At 61.2% G+C, this 18,351-nt stretch carries 16 protein-coding genes and 1 pseudogene; 6 read left to right on the top strand and 11 right to left on the bottom strand.

Translation table 11 applies throughout. The annotated features are described in order from the left end of the window. The first annotated feature begins 364 nt into the window (after positions 1-364). Together gltP and ACOYXG_RS27345 are read left to right on the top strand one after the other, a co-directional pair. Entirely contained in the window at positions 365-1,696 is a 1,332-nt protein-coding gene (gene gltP, locus ACOYXG_RS27350; RefSeq protein WP_460355083.1) for a glutamate/aspartate:proton symporter GltP, read from the top strand. Positions 1,697-1,926: 230 nt separating this feature from the next. Continuing rightward, positions 1,927-3,156, top strand: a complete 1,230-nt coding sequence (locus ACOYXG_RS27345) for a nucleoside recognition domain-containing protein (protein ID WP_025112290.1) — start codon at positions 1,927-1,929, stop codon at positions 3,154-3,156. A 121-nt stretch (positions 3,157-3,277) separates the two neighbouring features. On the opposite strand, the gene ACOYXG_RS27340 is transcribed toward ACOYXG_RS27345, so the two are convergent. From ACOYXG_RS27340 to ACOYXG_RS27320, 5 genes are read right to left on the bottom strand one after another with little or no spacing between them, the layout of a single operon-like run. Beyond that, positions 3,278-3,904 carry an ABC-type transport auxiliary lipoprotein family protein gene (locus ACOYXG_RS27340; RefSeq protein ID WP_096797614.1) on the bottom strand — a complete coding sequence of 209 codons (627 nt, stop codon included), beginning with the start codon at positions 3,902-3,904 and terminating at the stop codon, positions 3,278-3,280. Beyond that, positions 3,901-4,839 (bottom strand): MlaD family protein, encoded by a 939-nt coding sequence (locus tag ACOYXG_RS27335; RefSeq protein ID WP_027610252.1) that lies wholly within the window; start codon positions 4,837-4,839, stop codon positions 3,901-3,903. The genes ACOYXG_RS27340 and ACOYXG_RS27335 overlap by 4 nt, the downstream gene beginning before the upstream one ends. Before the next feature lies 1 nt (position 4,840). After that, entirely contained in the window at positions 4,841-5,644 is an 804-nt protein-coding gene (locus ACOYXG_RS27330; RefSeq protein ID WP_041073657.1) for an ABC transporter ATP-binding protein, read from the bottom strand. After that, on the bottom strand, positions 5,641-6,789 hold the full coding sequence (locus tag ACOYXG_RS27325) for an ABC transporter permease (protein ID WP_247269477.1): 1,149 nt from the start codon (positions 6,787-6,789) through the stop codon (positions 5,641-5,643). The genes ACOYXG_RS27330 and ACOYXG_RS27325 overlap by 4 nt, the downstream gene beginning before the upstream one ends. Before the next feature lie 54 nt (positions 6,790-6,843). Then, the gene (locus ACOYXG_RS27320; protein WP_096797617.1) at positions 6,844-7,872 is read right to left on the bottom strand and encodes a DUF5924 family protein; all 1,029 of its coding nucleotides are present in this window, start codon (positions 7,870-7,872) and stop codon (positions 6,844-6,846) included. A 93-nt stretch (positions 7,873-7,965) separates the two neighbouring features. Between ACOYXG_RS27320 and ACOYXG_RS27315 the strand changes: the two are divergent. Further along, positions 7,966-8,064 (top strand): annotated as a pseudogene (locus ACOYXG_RS27315) (metal ABC transporter ATP-binding protein); the annotation flags it as partial. Here the strand turns inward: ACOYXG_RS27315 and ACOYXG_RS27310 are convergent. The 4 genes from ACOYXG_RS27310 to ACOYXG_RS27295 form a co-directional block, all read right to left on the bottom strand. After that, on the bottom strand, positions 8,064-9,452 hold the full coding sequence (locus ACOYXG_RS27310) for a M16 family metallopeptidase (RefSeq protein WP_460355078.1): 1,389 nt from the start codon (positions 9,450-9,452) through the stop codon (positions 8,064-8,066). The pseudogene ACOYXG_RS27315 and the gene ACOYXG_RS27310 overlap by 1 nt on opposite strands. A gap of 136 nt (positions 9,453-9,588) precedes the next feature. Continuing rightward, positions 9,589-11,274 carry a Na/Pi cotransporter family protein gene (locus ACOYXG_RS27305; RefSeq protein ID WP_097090209.1) on the bottom strand — a complete coding sequence of 562 codons (1,686 nt, stop codon included), beginning with the start codon at positions 11,272-11,274 and terminating at the stop codon, positions 9,589-9,591. A gap of 495 nt (positions 11,275-11,769) precedes the next feature. Beyond that, positions 11,770-12,537 carry a TerC family protein gene (locus ACOYXG_RS27300; protein WP_027610258.1) on the bottom strand — a complete coding sequence of 256 codons (768 nt, stop codon included), beginning with the start codon at positions 12,535-12,537 and terminating at the stop codon, positions 11,770-11,772. A gap of 70 nt (positions 12,538-12,607) precedes the next feature. Further along, complete coding sequence (locus ACOYXG_RS27295; protein ID WP_007954069.1) at positions 12,608-13,915, bottom strand: CitMHS family transporter; 1,308 nt, start codon at positions 13,913-13,915, stop codon at positions 12,608-12,610. Between the two features lie 323 nt (positions 13,916-14,238). Between ACOYXG_RS27295 and ACOYXG_RS27290 the strand changes: the two genes are divergently transcribed. Beyond that, complete coding sequence (locus ACOYXG_RS27290; RefSeq protein ID WP_097090211.1) at positions 14,239-14,640, top strand: GFA family protein; 402 nt, start codon at positions 14,239-14,241, stop codon at positions 14,638-14,640. Here the strand turns inward: ACOYXG_RS27290 and ACOYXG_RS27285 are convergent, their stop codons facing one another. Further along, a complete protein-coding gene (locus tag ACOYXG_RS27285) occupies positions 14,641-14,967 on the bottom strand; it encodes a DOPA 4,5-dioxygenase family protein (protein WP_096797621.1) in 327 nt (108 codons plus the stop codon). An 83-nt stretch (positions 14,968-15,050) separates the two neighbouring features. Between ACOYXG_RS27285 and ACOYXG_RS27280 the strand changes: the two genes are divergently transcribed. Next, a complete protein-coding gene (locus ACOYXG_RS27280) occupies positions 15,051-15,716 on the top strand; it encodes an NAD(P)-dependent oxidoreductase (protein WP_096797622.1) in 666 nt (221 codons plus the stop codon). A 46-nt stretch (positions 15,717-15,762) separates the two neighbouring features. Here the strand turns inward: ACOYXG_RS27280 and ACOYXG_RS27275 are convergent, their stop codons facing one another. Beyond that, positions 15,763-16,713, bottom strand: coding sequence for a choline sulfate utilization transcriptional regulator (locus ACOYXG_RS27275; protein ID WP_097090213.1), 951 nt, complete (start codon positions 16,711-16,713; stop codon positions 15,763-15,765). Positions 16,714-16,827: 114 nt separating this feature from the next. Between ACOYXG_RS27275 and betC the strand changes: the two genes are divergently transcribed. Beyond that, complete coding sequence (gene betC, locus ACOYXG_RS27270; RefSeq protein WP_414888652.1) at positions 16,828-18,342, top strand: choline-sulfatase; 1,515 nt, start codon at positions 16,828-16,830, stop codon at positions 18,340-18,342. Positions 18,343-18,351 lie beyond the last annotated feature (9 nt).

Genomic DNA, 18,351 nt, shown 5'->3' with positions numbered 1-18,351 from the left:
TCTAGTCTGCAAACGTAGGCTTTTTCTTAAGATTTCCGTCGAAATTTCTCGTTTAAAAAATAACCAATCTACGCTGCAATGGCCGGTTCACGGCACTTATGCCGGCTGAAATGTCGTAATCGAACCGGTTGGGACGCCAGTTTCAATTAAAAAAGCTCATGCCGATTCGGCATAGGGTAGGCGTTTACGGCATTAGACGGCGCAACCTTGCATCGGAATAGTTGCGCCTTTTTTCGCCTGCCGAAGAGCCGTAAATACGCGCTTCGGGGCACCTTATACGGAGGCAGATGCACAGACTTTTCCGCTGACAGAGCGTTCCAGTTCCTGCATGTGCCTGAGTCAAACGCAAGTAAGGGTAAAGATAATGAAGAAGGCAAAACTCAGCCTCGCCTGGCAGATCCTCATCGGTCTGGTTTTAGGGATTGCAATTGGTGCGTTGCTCAACCACTTCAGTGCCGAAAAAGCCTGGTGGATCAGCAACGTCCTGCAACCGGCAGGCGATATCTTTATCCGTCTGATCAAGATGATCGTGATCCCGATCGTCATCTCCTCCCTGATCGTCGGCATCGCCGGCGTGGGCGACGCCAAGAAACTCGGGCGTATCGGTCTGAAGACCATCATCTACTTCGAGATCGTCACCACCATCGCGATCATCGTCGGCCTGCTGCTGGCCAACCTGTTCCACCCGGGCACCGGCATCGACATGAGCACCCTGGGCACGGTGGATATCTCCAAGTACCAGGCGACCGCCGCCGAAGTGCAACATGAACACGCGTTCATCGAGACCATCCTCAACCTGATCCCGTCGAACATCTTCGCGGCCATGGCCCGTGGCGAAATGCTGCCGATCATCTTCTTCTCCGTGCTGTTCGGTCTCGGTCTGTCGAGCCTGCAGTCGGACCTGCGAGAGCCGCTGGTGAAGATGTTCCAGGGCGTCTCGGAAAGCATGTTCAAAGTCACCCACATGATCATGAACTACGCGCCGATCGGCGTGTTCGCCCTGATCGCGGTGACCGTGGCCAACTTCGGTTTCGCCTCGCTGCTGCCGCTGGCCAAACTGGTGATCCTGGTTTACGTCGCCATCGCCTTCTTCGCCTTCGTGGTGCTGGGCCTGATCGCCAAGCTGTTCGGCTTCTCGGTGATCAAGCTGATGCGCATCTTCAAGGATGAGCTGGTCCTGGCTTACTCCACCGCCTCTTCGGAAACCGTGCTGCCACGGGTGATCGAGAAGATGGAAGCCTACGGCGCACCGAAAGCCATTTGCAGCTTCGTGGTACCGACCGGCTATTCGTTCAACCTCGACGGTTCGACCCTGTACCAGTCGATCGCAGCGATCTTCATTGCCCAGCTGTACGGCATCGACCTGTCGATCAGCCAACAATTGCTGCTGGTGCTGACCCTGATGGTCACCTCCAAAGGCATCGCCGGCGTACCGGGCGTGTCCTTCGTGGTGCTGCTGGCGACGCTGGGCAGTGTCGGTATCCCGCTGGAAGGCCTGGCGTTCATCGCCGGTGTCGACCGCATCATGGACATGGCGCGTACCGCACTGAACGTGATCGGCAACGCCTTGGCAGTGCTGGTTATCGCGCGCTGGGAAGGCATGTACGACGACGCCAAAGGCGAGCGCTACTGGAACTCCCTGCCGCACTGGCGCAGCAAGGAAAAACTGCCGGCTGGCGAAATTTCCAAGAACTGATAGCTGAAACCTGTGGAGATCGGCTTTTTTGTGGGAGCGAGCCTGCTCGCGAAGGCGGTATGTCATTAAGCATTGATGGACTGACAGGACGCTTTCGCGAGCAGGCTCGCTCCCACAGGGGATTTTAGCCAAGCCACAAATGAGGCACACACGAACCCCGGAGCAATCCGGGGTTTGTCGTTTCTGGCGACCCCGCTATCATTCGCCGCATCTTCCGGGGGATTTGACTGATGCTTAATGGCCTGTGGCTTGGCTTCTTCGTCGTGGCAGCAATATCTGCGCTGGTGCAGTGGCTGGTCGGTGGCAACGCCGGGATTTTCGCGGCGATGGTGGAAAGCATTTTCGCCATGGCCAAACTCTCGGTCGAGGTCATGGTGCTGCTGTTCGGCACGCTGACCCTGTGGCTGGGCTTTCTGCGCATCGCCGAGAAGGCCGGGATCGTCGAATGGCTGGCAAAAGTCCTCGGACCGCTGTTCCTGCGGCTGATGCCGGAAGTCCCGGCGGGGCACCCGGCACTGGGCCTGATCACCCTGAACTTCGCCGCCAACGGTCTGGGCCTGGACAACGCCGCCACGCCGATCGGCCTCAAGGCCATGAAGGCGCTGCAGGAGCTCAACCCCAGCGCGACCATCGCCAGCAACGCGCAGATCCTGTTCCTGGTGCTCAACGCCTCGTCGCTGACCCTGCTGCCGGTGACGATCTTCATGTACCGCGCCCAGCAAGGCGCACCGGATCCGACCCTGGTATTCCTGCCGATTCTGCTGGCGACCAGTTGCTCGACCATCGTCGGCTTCCTTTCGGTGGCGTTCATGCAGCGCCTGCGCATCTGGGACCCGGTGGTGCTGGCCTATCTGATTCCCGGCGCACTGATCCTCGGCGGCTTCATGGCGCTGCTGGCGACGATGTCGGCCACAGCGCTGGCCGGGCTGTCGTCGATCCTTGGCAACCTGACGCTGTTCGGCCTGATCATGCTGTTCCTGGTGATCGGCGCGTTACGCAAGGTCAAGGTCTACGAAGCGTTCGTCGAGGGCGCGAAGGAGGGCTTCGACGTCGCCAAGAACCTGCTGCCGTATCTGGTGGCGATGCTCTGCGCGATTGGCGTGCTGCGTGCCTCGGGCGCGCTGGACTTTGGTCTGGATGGCATTCGGCATCTGGTGCAGTGGGCCGGGTGGGATACGCGTTTTGTCGATGCGTTGCCGACGGCGATGGTCAAACCGTTTTCCGGCAGCGCCGCACGGGCGATGCTGATCGAGACCATGAAGACCTCCGGCGTCGACAGCTTCCCGTCACTGGTGGCGGCGACGATTCAGGGCAGCACCGAGACCACGTTCTATGTACTGGCGGTGTATTTCGGTGCGGTGGGGATTCAGCGCGCAAGGCACGCCGTTGGATGCGCGCTGCTGGCTGAATTGGCCGGCGTACTCGGCGCCATCGGCGTTTGCTACTGGTTCTTCGGTTAACCACGAATCCCCATTGTGGGAGCGGGCTTGCTCGCGAAAGCGGCGGGTCAGTCGACCTGTATATTGACTGACACACCGCCTTCGCGAGCAAGCCCGCTCCCACAGGGGTTATGTATAAGGTTTAAGGTCTGGGTTGTTGGGTGAATTGCTGGCCTTGCTGAACAGCCCAGGCGACAACCTTGGCCGTCAGCCGATCACTGGCCTGTCCAAACCCCGCGACCACCGCCGGCACCTGTACATCATTCAATGGCTGGCGCTCTTCGAAGCGGCGGCTGGCGAGAATCTTCTGGTCATAGCCGCGCACCAGCAGCGCATCGACGCGCACCACAACGCTGGCCTGATTGCCCTGATACTCAGTCTGAAACGCCTGCAAGCTGCCGCCCAGTTCCAGATCCGCAGCGAAGTTGCTGTCATCGGTGCTGAGCAGCGTCACCCGACCATCGCGGGCAAAACCATCCAGCAGCCGATTACGCACCAGCACCGGCGCCGGATCGCTCCAGCGCGACGCCTTGTAGCTGCTGATCACGTCGCCCTGTGGAATCACCGCAATGTTCGGCCGGTTCAGCGCTTCGCTGGCCTGCAGTTTGTTCAGGCGCAGCGACCAGTGCTGCGTCGCCGCTGAGCTGGCCGAGGCGGGCACTTGTGTGGCGGGCAGGCGATAGACGTCCGAAGGTTCGGCCTTGGGCAGGATCGAGCAGGCACTGGTCAAAGCGAGGCTGGCGAGGAGAGCGAAGTGAATCAGCTTCATGGGGTGAATTCCTTGTTCTTGTCACTGCCCAGCAAGTAGCCGCTGGGGTTGGCCTCAAGGCGTTGGGAAATGCCGCGCAGCGAAGTCAGGGTTTCGCGCAGTTCGCGGATCGCCGGCGCCAGGCCATTGAGGCCCTGCATACCGTTGTCGAGGGAGTTCTGATTCTTGCTCAGCAGGCCGTTGATGGTGGCGCTGCTTTGCTCCAGCGACTTCATCGCCTGCTCGGCACTGCCCAGCGCCTGCTTGCCCTGATCGTTGAGCAGGCCGTTGGCGTTGCGCATCAACGCCGAGGTTTGTTCGAGCATGCTGCCGGCCTGCTTGCCGACGCTCGCCAGTTGCTGCATGGCCTGGCGCAGGTCGCCGCGCTGATCGTTGATCGAACCGGTGGTCTGCTCCAGATGCGCCAGCGTGTTGCTGACGCGCTCGACGTTCTCCGGGGAGAACATCTGGTTGGCGTTGCTCAGCAGCGCGGTGATGCCACTCATCAAATCGTTGCTGTCGTTGAGCAGTCGCGAGATGGGCGAGGGTGCCGCAACGATGGTCGGCAGTTCGCCGTCATGCCCACGCAGCTTCGGACTCTCCGGGGTGCCGCCGCTGAGCTGGATGATCGAGGTGCCAGTGATCCCGGCCAGTGCCAGTTTGGCCTGGGTGTCTTCCTTTACCGGGGTGTCCCCACCCAGACGAATCCGCGCCAGCACTCGGCGTGGGTCTTTCGGGTCGAGACGCAGGTTGACCACGTCACCGACCTTGATCCCGCTGTACTGCACGGGGCTGCCCTTGGACAGGCCGCTGACCGCCTCGTTGAAGACCACTTCATAATCCTTGAACTCGCTGTCGACGCTGGACTTGGCCAGCCACAGGCCGAAGAGCAGGGCGCCTGCCACGACAATCACTGAGAACAGGCCGATCAACACATGATGGGCTCGGGTTTCCATGTCAGACCTCGTTGAGCAATTTGGCGGCGTCCAGCGCCGAGCGGCCACGCGGGCCGTGGAAGTATTCGTGAATCCACGCGTCGTCGGTTTCCGAAACCACATCGATAGGGCCGGCCACCAGCACTTTCTTCTGCGCCAGCACCGCCACACGGTCGGTGATGGTGTAGAGCGTGTCGAGGTCGTGGGTCACCAGAAACACGCTCAGGCCCAGCGCATCGCGCAGGGTCAGGATCAGTTGATCGAACTGCGCCGCGCCAATCGGATCGAGGCCGGCGGTGGGTTCGTCGAGAAACAGGATGTCCGGATCCAGCGCAAGGGCCCGCGCCAGCGCAGCGCGCTTGATCATCCCGCCGGACAGCGAAGCCGGGTATTTGTCCGCCGCCGACAGCGGCAGCCCGGCCAGTGCCAGCTTCACCGCCGCCAGATGCTCGGCGTCGTTGCGGCTCAGGCCGGCGTGTTCGATCAGCGGCAGGGCGACGTTTTCGGTCACCGTCAGCGAGGAGAACAGCGCGCCTTTCTGGAACAACACACCAAAGCGCCGCTCGACCAGCGAACGCTCATGCTCGGACAGGCTCGGCAGGTTTTGCCCGAACACCTTCACGTTGCCTTCGCTGGGCCGGCGCAGACCGACAATGCTGCGCAACAGCACCGATTTACCGCTGCCGGAGCCGCCGACCACGGCGAGGATTTCACCTTTGTACAAATCCAGATCGAGATTCTCGTGCACGCTCTGGCTGCCAAAGCGATTGCACAGACCACGGACTTCGATCACCGCCTCCGAGGGCGCGCGGGGTAGACGACTCACCAGCCCATCTCCATGAAGAACAGCGCAGCCACCGCATCGAGCACGATCACCACGAAAATCGACTGCACCACGGCTGACGTGGTGTGCGCACCGACCGATTCGGCGCTGCCGCTGACCTTGAAGCCTTCCAGGCAACCGATCGTGGCGATCAGGAAGGCAAAGATCGGCGCTTTCACCAGGCCGACCAGAAAGTGCTGAATACCGATGTCGCTCTGCAGCAGCGAGAGAAACATCGCCGGCGAAATTCCCAGCGACACCGCGCACACCACGCCACCGCCGATGATCCCGCAGAGCATCGCCAGAAACGTCAGCATCGGCAGCGCCACCAGCATCGCCAGCACGCGCGGCACCACCAGCAGCTCCATCGGGTCGAGGCCGAGGGTGCGGATCGCGTCGATCTCCTCGTTGGCCTTCATCGAACCGATCTGCGCGGTGAAAGCACTGGCAGTGCGCCCGGCCATCAGGATCGCCGTGAGCAACACGCCGAACTCACGCAGGAACGAGAAGCCCACCAGGTCCACGGTAAAGATTGTCGCGCCGAAACTGGCCAGCACCGTGGCGCCGAGAAACGCCACCACCGCGCCGACCAGAAAGGTCAGCAGCGCCACGATTGGCGCGGCGTCGAGGCCGGTCTGTTCGATGTGGGCGACGACGGGGGTGATGCGCCAGCGCTTGGGGCGCAACAGGTTGCGGGCGATGGTTTCGAGGATCAGGCCGATGAAACCCAGCACTTGCAGGGTGTCCTGCCAGACCGTTTCCACGGCGCGCCCGATGCGGGTCAGCAGTTGCACGCTGACACTGACTTCCGGCTCTTTGACCGGCACACAGAAATCAGTCAGCGAGCGATACACAGTCTGCAGCAGCGCGCGGTCAGCCTGGGAAATCGTGCAGTCGGGGTGTTCGGCGGATTTGCCCAGACGCTCGGAACCGAGCAGCTCCACCAGCAACGAAGCGCCAGCGGTGTCGAGCGCACCGAGGCTGTTGAGGTCGACCACGGTATTGGCGTCGTACTGGCCGCGGAGTTTTTCGGTCAGGTGCTTGAGGTCGGCGTAATGGGCAAGCGTCCAGTCCCCGGAAACCCGCAGGCGGGCAGGGCTGATTGACGTGTCCAGCTGGGCATTACCGCTCATTGAGCTGCTGATCATAAGCTCCGTGCTTGTCCGGCTATTAAGCGAACTAACGTAATAGCACGAACCGGATTACTTTTCTTTGATCGCTGTGCTGTCTGTCACTTCGAAACGCAACACGCCGATCACCTGACCATCTTCAGTCAGCACCCGCACCTGCCACTTGCCCGCCGGGTTGCCGGGGAAGTTCTGCTTGTGCGTCCACGCCCGGTAACCCTCCTTACGCCCGCCGTGGATATCGAGAGCGATGCGGTCGACCTCTTTGCCGTCGAACTGCCACACGTGGTAGATCCGCTCATCCAGCCCGCGCGGCGCGTTGATTGCGGTGTAGGCGTAGAGACCGCCGTTGCGGATCTGCTCGGCGCTGACCTGTTCGAGGCTGTCGCCCGGGGTGCGATCCTGCAACTGGGTGCTGATCGCCACGTCGGTCATCCACAGCGTCGCCGGCGGCACCCACGAGCGCAGCGTCCAGCCGACCGCGCCAATGCCGAAGGTGATGCACAGAATGGCCAACGCGTTGCGCACGGTGCGGATCGGGAAGATCGACGCCAGACTCGGGAACGACAACACCACCGCCGTGCCCAGCGCCCATTTGAAACTTTGCGCGGTGGTCAGGTGCATGATCACCGGCAGCGCGGTGAGCAGGGCGGCGAACAGGGTCAGGGTGTGCAACGCGAGAAAAGCCCAGCGCCGTGGCGCCAGCCATTTGTAATAGAGCGGATCGACAATCGAGATCAGCGCGGCGATGCACAGCAGGCCGGTGAAGATCAGTTGACCGCTGTTCCAGGTGGTGGTGATGAAGAAGAACGGCAGGACGAAAAACAGGCTTTCCTGATGGATCATCTGCGTCGCGTAACGCAGCAGCGGCTGGGGGATCTCCCGCTTGAAGATGCGCGTGAACAGGCCGGTCAGGGTGTTTTCCAGCATCAGCCAGATCCAGCTCAGCAGCATGATGATGGTGATCCAGCTCGCCAGTCCCTGTTGGCGATCGACCAGAATGAAACTGCCGACCCCGGAGATGAAACCGCCAAGCGCAATCACCCCGGGATAGCGCTTCATCAGCTCGAGAATGCGCTGGATCAGGAGGGGGATTTTCTGCATGGTGGCGGTTCACGACTGGATAGGGAAAAACCTCGACAGAGTACCGTCCGCCGGGCAACGTGGCGAGGCTCCCGGTCAGTAAAATCAGCACGGATCCCTGTGGGAGCGGGCTTGCTCGCGAAGGGGCCGTGTCAGTCGACATCATTGCTGAATGACACACCGCATTCGCGAGCAAGCCCGCTCCCACAGGTTCAGTGTTTGGCTGGCTTACGACGGTGCAACCGCCAGCAAATCAGCACCAGCAAGACCACGCCCAGGCCACCGGCAATCAGCCACAACACTTCATCATCACTGAGCAACGGCTTCTCGATCCGCAGATATCCCGGCTGCAACAGCAATTCACGCATGGCCTTGTTCGCCGTCTCCAGCGTCACGCCTTGCAGCTCTCGGGCCGGGTTGGCAAAGCGCCCGTCCTCGTAATCACCCAGCGCGCTCCAGTAGTAATCCGCCATGGCACTGTTGCCCTGTACCGCCCAGGCCTGATGGGCGATGGCGGCTTGTTTGATCCGGGCGAAGGTGTCCGGGTCGAGGCCGTTTTTCAGCAGGTCGGCCTTGAGGTCTTCCAGCACCTGTTGGGCTTCGGCGAGGTCATCGCGATCCACGTCAGCGTTGAGGCTCATGAAGCCGACCCCGCCAAACACTTCGCGCTCGGCCCATGGCCCGTAGGACAGGCCGTGATTCAGGCGAATCTGCCGGTACAGCGCCCAGTCGAGGTAGTCCTTGAGGATGTCGAAGGTCTCGTCGTACTGATCGTCGAGCATCGGCTCCGGCACCAGCCAGTGCAACTTGGCGCTGTCGCCGATGAAGCCACGGGTGAGGGTGCGTTCATGGGCGGCGCTGGTGCGGATGTCCGGCAGCTCACGGTGCTCCGCCGGGTCCACCGCTTCGAGCGCGCCCCAGGTGCGTTCCAGATAGGCCGGCAGCAGTTTGTCGAGCTCACCGACGACGATCAGGGTCATGTTGTTCGGCGCGTACCAGGTCTTGCGCACCTTCTCCAGTTGCTTCTGGGTCAGGTGACCGACCTCGGCCCGTTGCGGGCATTTCAGGCCAAGCTCAACCGCCAGTTGATTGCTCGCGGTGTGGCCCAGATCCTGACGGTCGAGAAAGCGTTGCAGGCGGGTGTAGTGGCCGCCGTCCTCGCGCTCGACTACGCGCTTGGCAGCGTTGATCGCGTTGTCGTCGATGCGGGTCTGGGTCAAAAGGTCGAGCAACAGGTCGAGGACCTTGCGCTGATTCTTTGCCGGGGCTTCGATGACGAACGTGGTGTCGGCGTTGCTGGTGAACGCGTTCCACTCACCGCCCAGCGCCTGCATGCGCTCCTCGAGGCCGCCTTCGCCGGTGGCATCGACGCCGCTGAACAGCAGGTGCTCAAGCAGGTGCGGCAGCTCTTTTTCATCGCAGTCGAAATCGTCGAGACCGACGCCCACCACCAGACGAATCGCCACATGCCCGCGCTCGGTGCCGGGCTTGAGCAACAGCTGCAAACCGTTGGGCAGCGCATAGCCTTCGACCTGAAAGCGATCAACGGCGAAGGCGGGCAGGGAACCGAGCAACAGACAGGCGAACAACAGGCAACGCATAACAGGCTTCCATACGGCTGATTTGGAGATCCGTGTCGCTATTCAGGCCGCTTTCGCGAGCAGGCTCGCTCCCACCTTGAAATTCATTCCCTGTGGGAGCGAGCCTGCTCGCGAATATCTTGCGGCTGAATCAATGTTACTGACTGACCCCAGCCCCAGACGTTCCAGGCGAATGCGTAATGTCGGCAATATCATCCGCTTCCAGCGCCCCGGTATCCGCCGTTTCCAGCACCACGTAAGCACTGCTGCAAAACAGCGAATTCAAGCGCTTCATATCCGCAATCAGCTCCAGATGCAGCGAACTGGTTTCCAGACTCTGCACGATCTTACGTTGCAAACGGCTGACATGGGCATGGGCCAGACGCCGTTCCTGTGCGCGAAAGCGACGTTTCTCGCGCAACAGCTGACGGGCGCTTTCCTTGTCGCCGCTGAGGAACACTGACAGGCCCAGGCGCAGGTTGGCGATCAGTTGCTGATGCAGCCCGGCCAGGTCCTCCAGGCCTTCTTCGGAAAACGACCGACGCTGCGAAGTCTTCTGCTGCTGCACTTTGCGCAGCATGCGTTCGATCAGGTCGCTGGCCAGTTTCAGGTTGATCGCCAGCTCGATGGTCTCAGCCCAGCGCCGACTGTCCTGTTCGCCGAGATCCTCGCGGGGCATTTGCGCCAGATACAACTTGATCGCGCTGTACAGCGCTTCGACGTCATCGGTCAGTCGGCGCATTTCCTGGGTGATGGCGGTCTGCTTGCCACGCAGTACATCGAGCATCGCGTCGAGCATGTTGTCGATCAGGTCGCCCATGCGCAGGGTCTCGCGGGCGGCGTTGGCCAGCGCCAGGCTCGGGGTGACCAGCGCCGTCGCATCGAGATGCCGCGGCTTGGCGGTGCCGTTGACCTCCGGGCGCTCCGGCAGCAGCCAGGCGCACAGGCGTGCCATAGGCGCGACGCTGGGCAGCAGGATCAGGCAGCGCGCGGTGTTGTAGAGCAAGTGGAAGCCGATGACCATTTCCTGCGGGCTGAAATCCAGGCCGTCCATCCAGTGCACCAGCGGGTCAAGCACCGGGATGATCAGCAGCAGGCCGATCAGTTTGTACAGCAGGCTGCCCAGCGCCACTTGCCGCCCGGCCGCGTTCTGCATGCTGGTGCTCATGAACGCCAGCACGCCGCTGCCGATGTTGGCGCCGATCACCAGACCGATCGCCACCGGCAGGCTGATCACGCTGGCACCGGCCAGCGTCGCGGTCAGGAGCACGGCGGCGAGGCTGGAATAGGAAATCATCGCGAACAACGCACCAACCAGGGCGTCGAGGAGGATGTCGCCGGTCAGCGAAGCAAAGATCACCTTCACACCTTGGGCGTGGGTAATCGGTGCGGCGGCCTCCACGATCAGTTGCAGCGCGAGAATGATCAGCCCCAGACCAATGCTGACCCGGCCCATCTGCCCGAGCCGCGTCTGTTTGCGCGACAGAAAGAAAATCACCCCGAGGAAAATCAGCAGCGGCGACAGCCACGACAGGTCGAACGTCAGCACCCGCGCCATCAGCGCCGTACCGACGTCGGCGCCAAGCATGGTCGCCAGCGCCGGGGTCAGCGCCATCAGGCCCTGACCGACGAAGGAGGTGACGAGCATGGCCGTGGCGTTGCTGCTCTGCACCATCGCAGTCACGACGATGCCGGCGACGAACGCGAGCCAGCGTTTGGACATGTTCTGGCCGATCACATGGCGCAGATTGGTGCCGTACACCCGCAGGATGCCGGTTCGGACGATGTGCGTGCCCCAGATCAGCAGGGCCACGGCAGAAAGCAGATTGAGCAGGGTGAGCATGCAGACCCCCTGTAGTAGCAGCGCCCCAGAGGGGCAAGTTGACGGTACCGCGCGGTTTCTACGTTTTGATACTTAAGCTGTAGTTGGCTAACGGACTGGGCGCCAGCATTGCACAGCTAAAGTGCGGATTGAAACAAAAGTGTCATGAAAATGGCCTTATCCACCTGACTTGAAAACCCCGATTTCCCTGTGGGAGCGGGCTTGCTCGCGAAAGCGGTGGGCCAGTCAACATTTCTATTGACTGATACGACGCCTTCGCGAGCAAGCCCGCTCCCACAGGTTTTTATGACAGAGCTTGAGGGGATTAAACGCAGCGAACTGGCGGTGAACCGGGTGCTGCACAACCTCGTCCCCCCGCCTGAATGCAGAAACAACTGTGGGAGCGGGCTTGCTCGCGAAAGCGCTGGGTCAGCCAACATCATCGTCGACTGACACGCCGCCTTCGCGAGCAAGCCCGCTCCCACAAGGGGTGTTGCGTGATTCAGGACTACCGGGTTATTGCCCCGGAACATCCTTGCGCAGTTTCACCGGATCCTGCTGCTGTTTCTTCCGGGCCATCGCGCCGCGCAGTTTGATGTTGATCGCTTCCACCGCCAGCGAGAACGCCATGGCGAAGTAGACGTAACCTTTCGGCACATGCACGTCGAACGACTCGGCGATCAGTACGGTACCGACCACCAGCAGGAACGACAGCGCCAGCATCTTCAGCGACGGGTGCTTGTCGATGAACTCGCTGATCTTGCCCGAGGCCGCCATCATCACCAGCACGGCGACGACGATTGCCGCGACCATCACCGGCACATGGGAGACCATGCCGACGGCGGTGATTACCGAGTCCAGCGAGAACACGATGTCGATGATCGCGATCTGAATGATGGTGTAAAGGAAGTTGCCGCCCTTGCCCGAAGGCTCGTCGCCGCTTTCGTCTTCGCCTTCCAGCGCGTGGTACATCTCCTGCGAGCTCTTCCACAGCAGGAACAGGCCACCGAAGAACAGGATCAGGTCGCGACCGGAAATGCCCTGGCCGAACACCACGAACAGGTCGGCGGTGAGGCGCATGACCCAGGTGATCGACAGCAGCAACAGGATCCGCGTGATCATCGCCAGGCCCAGGCCGAAGATCCGCGTGCGTTGCTGCATGTGCTTGGGCATGCGGCTGACCAGGATCGAAATCATGATGATGTTATCGATGCCCAGAACGATTTCCAGGGCGGTCAGGGTAAAGAAGGCAACCCAGATTTCGGGGTTGGTCAGCCAATCCATGTGTATTCCTTTGAGCGAGTGTTAAACCATGACGCCAGCAAGCAGCTGGCGTCATGGTGAGTGAATGCCGTTACAACGTGCTGAACAGCGGGAACGTCCCCAGCAGCAAGGCGGCCACCAGTATGCACAGGCAGACCAGCACTGCCCACTTCAGGGTGAAACGCTGGTGGTCACCGAACTCGATACCGGCCAGCGCCACCAGCAGGTACGTCGACGGCACCAGCGGGCTGAGCAAGTGGACGGGCTGACCGACGATCGAGGCACGGGCCATTTCCACTGCGGTGATGCCGTAATGGCTGGCCGCTTCGGAGAGCACCGGCAACACGCCGTAGTAGAACGCGTCGTTCGACATGAAGAATGTGAACGGCATGCTCACCAGCGCCGTGATCACCGCCAGGTACGGGCCGAGGAAGTCCGGAATCACTGCCAGCAGACTTTTCGACATGGCGTCGACCATGCCGGTTCCGGACAGGATACCGGTGAAGATACCCGCAGCGAAAATCAGACTGACCACCGACAGCACGCTGCCGGCGTGGGCCGCAACGCGGTCCTTCTGCATTTGCAGGCACGGGTAGTTGACGATCATCGCGATGCTGAACGCCACCATGAACAACACCGGCAGCGGCAGCAGGCCGGCGATCAGGGTGCACATCAGCGCCAGGGTCAGCAGGCCGTTGAACCAGATCAGCTTCGGACGGCGGGCATCGGGGAACTGCGAGACGCTGATTTCACTGTGATCAATCTCGTCGCCGATCAGGTGCAGCTCGCCCAGACGCGCACGCTCACGTTTGCCGTAGAAGTAGGCAATGATCAGGATCGCCACCACACCGGCGGCCATCGCCGGGATCATTGGTACGAAGATGTCCGACGGGTCGACATGCAGCGCACTGGCGGCACGGGCGGTTGGGCCACCCCACGGGGTCATGTTCATCACGCCACCGGCGAGGATGATCAGACCGGCCATGATCCGCGGGCTCATGCCGATGCGGCTGTACAGCGGCAGCATGGCGGCCACGCAGATCATGTAAGTGGTCGCGCCGTCTCCATCAAGGGAAACGACGAGCGCCAGCACGGCGGTACCGACCGAAACTTTCAGCGGGTCGCCCTTGACCAGTTTGAGGATCTTGCGCACGGCCGGGTCGAACAGGCCGGAGTCGATCATCAGGGCGAAGTACAGAATGGCGAACATCAGCATCACGCCGGTCGGCGCAAGCTTGGTAATGCCTTCGAGCATCATCGGGCCGATCTTCGGCGCGAAACCACCGAACAGGGCGAACAGGATCGGGATGATGATCAGGGCGATCAGCGCAGACAGGCGCTTGGTCATGATCAGGAACATGAACGTGATGACCATGGCGAAGCCAAGGAAAGTCAGCATGGGATTACTCCAGGCGTAGCGCGGCTAATTGAGTGAGCGGATCGGAAGGGATCAGCGCAGAACGGGAAGCACGAGACGTACGGGCGGAGTTTCAGCGAGAAGGCGGGCTACAGAGGACATCAGAATCACCATTGTTGTTGTTAATTGGGCCTGACATGCGAGCGATCACACGCGTTGGCCAACCGGTCTGTTGCCGGTAGTGGCGGCGATCCTAATCGGGCAACCTTTCAGCTACCTTTCGCTGACGAAAGCTTCAGGCGAATGGCCAACCGGCTGTCGGATGCGGCTAGAGTCAATCATTTCGGGGACGGGAGGGCACGGACATGGAAGAAGTGCACAGTGGTGGCTGCCACTGCGGACAGATTCGCTATCAGTTCAGCGGGCCGTTGCACGACATTGCCCACTGCCACTGCTCGATCTGCCGCAAAGTCAGCGGTGGGATTGTCACCACGTGGATTACCGTGGCGGCGGCCAGCTTCCAGTGGCTGAGCGGCACGCCATCGCGCTATGACTCGTCGAGCAGTTGCGCGCGGTATTTCTGTTCGCACTGTGGCGCGCAACTGGCGCTGGCGACATTGCTCAGCCCTGAGAGCATTGATGTGACCATCGCCACGCTGGATCACCCGGAGCGGGCGCCGGCCGAGCGGCATATCTGGACCGACAGCCAATTGCCCTGGCTGCATCTGGACGAGCATCTGCCGGGCGAGCCTGAAGAAACGCTTTGATCAGAAAATAGACAGATCCAGCGGACGTATCGCGCCCATCCAGATCGCATGCTCGGTGTGATCGAGCAAGTCATCGCCAGTGTCGGGGTGCAAAAACACCACCAGCCCCTTGCGATTGAGCGCCAGCCACGGCAACACCTCACCGATCAGCTCCGGGCCGAAAGCCAACTGGCAGCTCCAGTCCGGATGCGGGCCGACCGGGCGCTCATGGACGCGCCCCATCTTCAGAGGAAACAACTGCGCCGCCTGTTCACACAAAGCGCGCGCCTGATCAATTGAGTCAGCGTCGAAATAGACGTGGGCGTGATAGCCATTGATTGCGTGCATCTGAAAGCCTCTGAATCGGTTCGAACCCTCGGCGCAGGCTGCGTGTCACACGCCATACGAGGGACAACAAAAAGGAATCAGCCATGAAAAATGCCGAAACCCCGACGGTGAAAGTGGTGCTCTATGGTGCCATGGCCAGCCTGGGCGGTGCGTTGATGGCTGAATTGCTGCGACGGCAGCACGAAGTCATCGCGATTCTCGACGATTTGAACGTACTCGCACCACGTCCGGGCCTGCGCACCAAAAGCGGCGATCTGTTCGATGCCGAGCGGGTCAAGCAGAGCGTAGCGGGCAGCTCGGCAGTGATCTGCTTGTTGGACGCACCGGGTCTGCCGTTCAACAGCGACCATGTGGAAAGGTCCGTGGTGCTCGGCCCGGTGGAACAGGTTTTAGCGGTCGATGCGCTAGTCGACGGCTTGCAAGCGGCCAACGTGTCACGGTTGTTTCTGGTGGGGAATTTTGCCGTGCTCGACGAGCCAGATCTGGACGACGGGCTGCAACGCCACGCCGCCGAAGAAATCCGCGAAGCCCTGCAAAGCAGCCCATTGCAGTGGACACTGGTGAATGCGCCGCACGGGGTGGCGGGGCTGACCATTGAGCATTTCAGTCAGGTGGGCGGCAATCTTGAGCCGGGGCTGGCGGAGCCGCTGGAACGGCTGAACCGGGTCGCGGTGGGGATTGCCGATGAGCTGCGGCTGAACCTGCATGTGGGGCAGCATGTGAATTTTGTCGCGACGTCGGGTACGTAAAAGATCGCAGCCTGCGGCAGCTCCTACAGGGAGTTGTTTTTGATGTTCAAACCGCAATCGACGGCAATGCCACTCCGGCGAGGGACTCGGCACTGCTCGCCTGCTCGGCCATCAACCAGTCGACAAACTGTTGAATCAACGCCCCCCGGCGTTTGCGTTGCGGCAACACCACGTAATAACCCAGGCGCGACAACGTGGTCTCGGCGACAGGCCGACAGAGCAAGCCCTGGGTCAGCAAGTTATCCACAAGGTGCCGCCAGCCGATGGCCACACCCTGGCCGCCAATCGCCGCTTGAATCAGCAGCGTGTAATTGTCGAAACGCAATTGCCCCGGCGCCGGCGGCGTGTTGATGCCCAGTTCGCGAAACAGACCGCTCCAGTCAAACCAGTTGCTGCTGTTTTCCCCGCGCAAGTGCAGCAATGGAAACTCCAGCAACGTCTGAGCAGGCAAGGGCAGGGTGCGGCCCTTGAGCAGTTGCGGGCTGCACACTGGAAACACTTCTTCGCTGAACAGCCAATGGCTCTCGCCCTGTTTAAATCGGCCGTCACCAAACAGCACCGCCACGTCGATGTCGGTGCGTAGCATGTTGTGGTTGCGCTCGCTGGTGACCAGGCTGACATCGACGTTCGGGTTGGCTTCATGAAAGCGGTGCAGGCGCGGCATCAGCCAGTAGGCGGCGAAAGCGAAATCGGTGGCGACTTGCAATACTTCATGTTGCTGTTGCGTACTGATCGCGCTCAACCCTGCGTCGATATGCTGCAAACCGAGCTTAATCTGCTCGAAAAGAATCGCCCCGCCCTCGGTCAGTTCAATGCCGCGGTATATCCGGTCAAACAGCCGTGCGCCCAGTTGTTCTTCCAGACGCTTGATCTGCTGGCTGATCGCCGGTTGCGTGGTGCCCAGCTCCACCGCGGCGGCGGTAAAGCTGCGATGGCGCGCCGCCGCTTCGAATGCGCGCAACAGGTCGAGGGACAGATTGCCGAGGGCGTCATACATAAGCTGTGCTTATCCTAGTCATTGTCCGGCGCAGGCTTTACCGGACGGGGCATGGACTCCATGCTCGATCGCAGCAATGTCGCATAAATATTCACTATGGAATGCCGCGATCACATGAAGCGCAAGAACATTCTTTTCATCATGGCCGATCAAATGGCCGCGCCAATGTTGCCAATCTACGGCCCGTCGCCGATCAAACTGCCGAATCTTTCGCGCCTCGCCGCTCAGGGCGTGGTGTTCGATGCCGCTTACTGCAACAGTCCGCTGTGCGCGCCGTCGCGTTTCACTCTGGTCAGCGGCCAGTTACCGAGCAAGATCGGCGCCTACGACAACGCCGCCGATTTCCCTGCCGATATTCCGACCTACGCCCACTACCTGCGTCGCCTCGGTTACCGCACCGCGCTGTCGGGCAAGATGCATTTCTGCGGCCCGGATCAGTTGCACGGTTATGAAGAGCGCCTGACCAGCGACATCTACCCGGCCGACTACGGCTGGGCGGTGAACTGGGACGAGCCGGACGTGCGCCCGAGCTGGTATCACAACATGTCGTCGGTGCTGCAGGCCGGGCCGTGCGTGCGCACCAACCAGCTCGACTTCGATGAAGAGGTGGTGTTCAAGGCCCAGCAATACCTGTTCGATCACATTCGCGAGGACGGCGATCAGCCGTTCTGCCTGACCGTATCGATGACGCACCCACACGACCCATACACGATTCCCAAGGCGTTCTGGGATTTGTACGACGACGGTGACATCCCGTTGCCGAGCACCCCGGATCAACATTCCCTCGATCCACACTCGCAGCGCCTGTTCAAGGTCTATGACCTGTGGGACAAGCCGCTGCCTGTGGATAAGATTCGCGATGCACGGCGTGCCTACTTCGGCGCGTGCAGCTATATCGACGCCAACGTCGGCAAACTTCTGCAAACCCTCGAAGATACCGGGCTGATCGATGACACCATCATCGTGTTCTCCGGCGACCACGGTGACATGCTGGGAGAGAAGGGCCTCTGGTACAAAATGCACTGGTTCGAGATGGCTGCGCGGGTGCCGCTGTTGATCAGTGCGCCGGGGCAGTTCGCTGCCGGCCGGGTTAGCGCGGCAGTGTCCACCGCCGACCTGTTGCCAACCTTCGTCGAACTGGCCGGCGGCACGCTGGAGCCGGGTCTGCCGCTGGATGGCCGTTCGCTGTTATCACACCTGCAAGGGCAGGGCGGTCATGACGAAGTGTTCGGCGAATACATGGCCGAAGGCACGGTTAGCCCGCTGATGATGATCCGTCGCGGCGCCTACAAATTTATCTACAGTGAAAGCGATCCGTGCCTACTCTTCGACGTGCACAACGATCCGCGTGAACTCGAAGAACTCAGCCAGTCGCCGCAACATCGCCAGCTGTTCGACGAATTTCTCGCCGAAGCGCGGGCCAAGTGGGACATTCCGGCGATCCACCGCGAGGTGCTCGCCAGCCAGCGCCGTCGCCGATTTGTTGCCGATGCCCTGACCATCGGCAAGCTGAAGAGCTGGGATCACCAGCCGCTGGTGGACGCCAGTCAGCAGTACATGCGCAACCACATCGACCTCGACGATCTGGAGCGCAAGGCCCGTTATCCACAACCCTGCCAAAATCAATAATGTAAGGGG

This window comes from Pseudomonas sp. G3-39 (assembly GCF_054790485.1).
The sequence above is the reverse complement of the archived record's forward strand: the minus strand, read 5'-3'. Positions and strand labels throughout refer to the sequence as shown.